At 57.2% G+C, this 4,313-nt stretch carries 4 protein-coding genes and 1 pseudogene; all 5 read left to right on the top strand.

Annotation, left to right across the window (positions count from 1 at the left end):
* Window positions 1–841: tryptophan synthase subunit beta (trpB, locus tag NP596_RS20140; protein ID WP_256617182.1), on the top strand; the 841-nt coding region annotated here is incomplete at its 5' end.
* Window positions 838–1,641, top strand: coding sequence for a tryptophan synthase subunit alpha (gene trpA, locus NP596_RS20135; RefSeq protein WP_256617181.1), 804 nt, complete (start codon window positions 838–840; stop codon window positions 1,639–1,641). The genes trpB and trpA, both read left to right, overlap by 4 nt.
* Window positions 1,642–1,665: 24 nt before the next feature.
* Complete coding sequence (accD, locus tag NP596_RS20130; protein ID WP_256617180.1) at window positions 1,666–2,586, top strand: acetyl-CoA carboxylase, carboxyltransferase subunit beta; 921 nt, start codon at window positions 1,666–1,668, stop codon at window positions 2,584–2,586.
* A gap of 5 nt (window positions 2,587–2,591) precedes the next feature.
* On the top strand, window positions 2,592–3,857 hold the full coding sequence (gene folC / locus NP596_RS20125; RefSeq protein ID WP_256617179.1) for a bifunctional tetrahydrofolate synthase/dihydrofolate synthase: 1,266 nt from the start codon (window positions 2,592–2,594) through the stop codon (window positions 3,855–3,857).
* Between the two features lie 11 nt (window positions 3,858–3,868).
* Window positions 3,869–4,313: pseudogene (locus NP596_RS20120) on the top strand (SPOR domain-containing protein); the annotation flags it as partial.

Genomic DNA, 4,313 nt, shown 5'->3' with positions numbered 1-4,313 from the left:
CGGTGTCGCCACGGCAACCGTCGCGGCCCGGCTGGGCCTGGAATGCGTGGTGTACATGGGCGCGGTCGACGTCGCCCGCCAGGCGCTGAACGTGTATCGGATGAAGTTGTTGGGCGCTACCGTGGTGCCGGTCGAATCCGGTTCCAAAACCCTGAAGGACGCGTTAAACGAAGCCTTGCGCGACTGGGTAACCAATATCGACAATACTTTTTATATTATCGGTACCGTGGCCGGTCCGCATCCCTATCCGGCCATGGTGCGCGATTTTCAGGCGGTTATCGGCCGCGAAGCCAAACAGCAGTGTATCGATCAGGCCGGCCGTTTGCCGGACGCCTTGGTGGCTTGCGTCGGCGGCGGGTCGAATGCGATCGGCTTGTTCTATCCGTTTATCGACGATAAAGCCGTGAAAATGTACGGCGTCGAAGCGGCGGGCGACGGTATCGAAACCGGCCGCCATTCCGCGCCGTTATGCGCCGGCCGTCCCGGCGTGTTGCACGGCAACCGTACTTATCTGATGGCGGACGACGACGGCGAAATCATCGAAACCCATTCCATTTCCGCCGGGCTGGATTATCCGGGCGTCGGCCCCGAACATGCCTGGTTGAAGGATGCCGGACGGGCTAATTACGTCAATATCACCGACGATGAAGCCTTGGCGGGTTTTCATGCGCTGACCCGCATGGAAGGCATTATTCCGGCCTTGGAATCCAGTCATGCCCTGGCCTATACCATGAAACTGGCGCCGACCATGCGCAAGGATCAAATCATTATCGTTAATTTGTCCGGACGCGGTGACAAAGACATGCACACCATTATGCAACGCGAGGGGATCAGCTTATGAGCCGCCTTGCCGATAAATTCGCCGAACTGAAAGCCTCCGGCCGCAAGGCGCTGATTCCGTTTATTACCGCCGGCGATCCGTATCCCGAGTTCACCGTACCGATGCTGCACGACATGGTGGCCGCCGGTGCCGACGTGATCGAATTGGGCGTGCCGTTTTCCGATCCGATGGCCGACGGCCCGGTGATACAACGCGCCAGCGAGCGCGCCTTGGCGCATAAAGTCGGTCTGCGCAAGGTTTTGAGCATGGCCATGGAATTTCGTAAAACCGATCAAACCACGCCGTTGGTGTTGATGGGCTATCTGAATCCCATCGAAATGATGGGCTATGAAGATTTCGCCAATGCCGCGCAACGGGCGGACGTCGATGGCGTGCTGACGGTGGATTTGCCGCCCGAAGAAGCCGCGGATTGCGTGGCTTTGCTGCGCGAACGCGGTATAGACCAGATTTTTTTGCTGGCGCCCAATAGCGATGCCGAACGGATTGCCAAAATGGATGCGGTGGGTAGCGGCTATTTATATTACGTATCTCTAAAAGGCGTCACCGGCGCCGGCCATCTGGATACCGGGGACGTCAAGGAAAAACTGGCCTTGATCCGGGCGAATACCGGCTTGCCGGTAGGGGTCGGCTTTGGGGTGAAAGACGCCGAGACAGCCAAAACCGTCGCCAATTTGGCCGACGGCGTCGTGGTGGGCAGTGCGTTGATCAGCAAAATCGAAGCCTGCCCGGACGACCCCGAGCAGGCCAGAAGCGAGATTATTGCCTTGTTGAAATCCATGCGCTCGGCGATGGATAGTTAAGCATTCAAGCGGAGTAGACAGCGAATGAGTTGGTTTGAAAAATTAGTACCGTCCGTCATTAGAACCGACAATGCGGAAAAAAAGACCACCGTGCCGGAAGGCCTGTGGAACAAATGTCCGCGTTGCGATGCGATTTTGTTTAACGCGGAATTGGTTAAAAACGCCAGCGTTTGTCCGAAATGCGAGCACCATTTGCGTATCAATGCCCGTACCCGGCTGGACTTGTTTCTGGATCCCGAAGGTCGGGTCGAGATCGGCGCCGGCTTGAAACCCAGCGACCCTTTGAAATTCAAGGACAGTAAAAGTTACAAGGACCGCATCAAACAAGCGCAAAAAGCCAGCAGCGAAAACGACGCCCTGGTGGTGATGAAAGGCACCTTAAAAGGCCGGGGCATTGTGGCGGCGGCCTTCGATTTTACCTTTATGGGCGGTTCGATGGGCTCGGTGGTCGGCGAGCGCTTCGTGCGCGGCGTCAATCAAAGCCTGCAAGACCGGGTGCCTTTTATCGTGTTTACCGCCAGCGGCGGCGCCAGGATGCAGGAGTCGCTGTTTTCGCTGTTTCAAATGACCAAAACCAGCGCGGCCTTGACCCGTCTGGCGGAAGCCGGCATTCCGTACATTTCCTTTATGACCGACCCTACCATGGGCGGCGTGTCCGCCAGTTTGGCCATGCTGGGCGACATCAATGTCGCCGAGCCGGATGCCTTGATCGGTTTCGCCGGTCCGCGCGTGATCGAACAAACGGTGCGGGAAAAATTGCCGGAGGGCTTTCAACGCAGCGAATTTTTACAGGAACACGGCGCTATCGATATGATTATCGACCGTAGAGACATGCGCGACAAACTCGCCAGTATTTTGTCCATGCTGTTTCCTCATGCGATACACAGCCAGTCTGTTCCCGAACCGCAACCCGTAGTCATCGAAAGCGAAGTATTCGTCAATTAGCCTGCATGCCGCGTTTTGCAGCGTTGGCCGACTGGCTTGCCTGGCAAGAACAGTCTCATCCCAGGCCGATCGACTTGGGTTTGGAGCGCGTGGCGGGAGTTTTGGCGCGGCTTGCCGTCCAGCCAAAAAAAGCCCCCACCATCACGGTTGCGGGCACCAATGGCAAGGGGTCCTGCGTGGCTTTTTTGGCAGCCATATACCGCGCGCAAGGCTATAAGGTCGGCGCTTATACTTCGCCGCATATCTTGCGGTACAACGAACGGATCCGGGTCGATGGGCAGTCCGCGGCCGATGACGATATTTGCGCCGCGTTCGAACGTATCGATGCGGCGCGGGCCGATACCAGTCTGAGCTATTTCGAATTCGGCACCCTGGCGGCCCTGGATATTTTCAGCCGGGCCGGAGTGGATATACGGATTTTGGAAGTGGGGCTGGGCGGGCGTCTGGATGCCGTCAATATCGTCGACGCCGATGTGGCCCTGGTTACCACCATCGCCATCGATCATGTCGATTGGCTGGGCGATACCGTGGAAGCCATCGGCCGGGAAAAAGCCGGTATATTCCGCGCCGGCGCGCCGGCCGTGATCGGCGACGAGCAGGTTCCCGCTTCCTTGCTGCAAACCGCCTGGGAAAAACAGGCCGATATTATGCAAATCGGCCGGGCGTTTCATTATCGAAAACACACGCATCACTGGGCGTGGTGGACGGATAGGCTAAAATTGACGGACCTGCCGCTGCCTGCGTTGCAGGGCGAACACCAATTTCGTAACGCCGCGGCCGCGATTATGGCCGTCATGTGTTTGCAGGCTCGTCTGCCGGTCGAGCCGGGGGCGATTTGCCGGGGCGTGCGGGAAGCGCATTTGAACGGGCGTTTTCAGCTCATCGGCGGAGAAACGCCGATTTTGTTGGATGTCGGCCACAATCCGCAGGCCGTGCAAACGCTGTTGAGTTATTTGCAGACTTATTTTTCGGGTGTCAAAATTCACGCGGTGTTTGCGATGATGAAAGACAAGGATATACCCGGCGTGTTGGCTATGATGCGGGACAGGGTGGATCAATGGTATTTGGCGCCGTTGAAGAATCCGCGCGCCGCGCCTGAAGAATTATTGAGCGGTTATTTTCAGCAACAAGACATCAAAAACCTGAACAAGGGATACGCCGGCTTTTCAGACTGTTTCCAAGCGGCGCAAAGCGCAGCCAGACCCGGCGAGTTAATCCTGATCTTCGGTTCCTTTTTTTTGGTGTCCGAATATTTATCCCAATTTGCCTAGAGGTGATCAACATGGATCAAGAGTTAAAGCAACGATTGATTGGCGCCGCCGTCATTACGGCACTGGCGGCCATTTTTGTACCGATGCTATTCGATGACCCTATCGATGAATCGGGTAAGAGCATCAATGAATTGAAAATCCCGGAATTGCCCGCCAAGGCGCAAGACGTGGAAATCATGCCGTTGCCGGAAAAAGTGGAAGACGTGGCGACGCTACCCGAGGAAAAAAAACCTGATGCGCCGGCGGTGGTTTACGAAGGCGACGAGGAGGCCGATCTGGAGCGGCCGCGTCCGCTGGCGCGCATTACCGAAAAAGAGACAGCTCCGCAGCCGGCGCCCGCCGTCAAATTCGTGGAGCCCGATGCCGAGGAAGAAGACGTGGTCATCCAGCCCGCGCCGGTTGAACCCACGGCCAAGCCTGTAAAACCCGCGCCGGCGGTTTCCGTGGCGGAAGCGC

The sequence above is a fragment of the Methylomonas rivi genome, from assembly GCF_024505165.1.
Taxonomy (GTDB): Bacteria; Pseudomonadota; Gammaproteobacteria; order Methylococcales; family Methylomonadaceae; genus Methylomonas; species Methylomonas rivi.
Note: the sequence above shows the minus strand (reverse complement) of the source record. Positions and strands in the feature narration are given on the sequence as shown.

Excerpts from the sequence above, each read along its gene's own strand:
- trpA (WP_256617181.1), top strand. The coding sequence starts at position 838 with ATGAGCCGCCTTGCCGATAAATTCGCCGAACTGAAAGCCTCCGGCCGC.
- accD (WP_256617180.1), top strand. The coding sequence starts at position 1,666 with ATGAGTTGGTTTGAAAAATTAGTACCGTCCGTCATTAGAACCGACAAT.
- folC (WP_256617179.1), top strand. The coding sequence starts at position 2,592 with ATGCCGCGTTTTGCAGCGTTGGCCGACTGGCTTGCCTGGCAAGAACAG.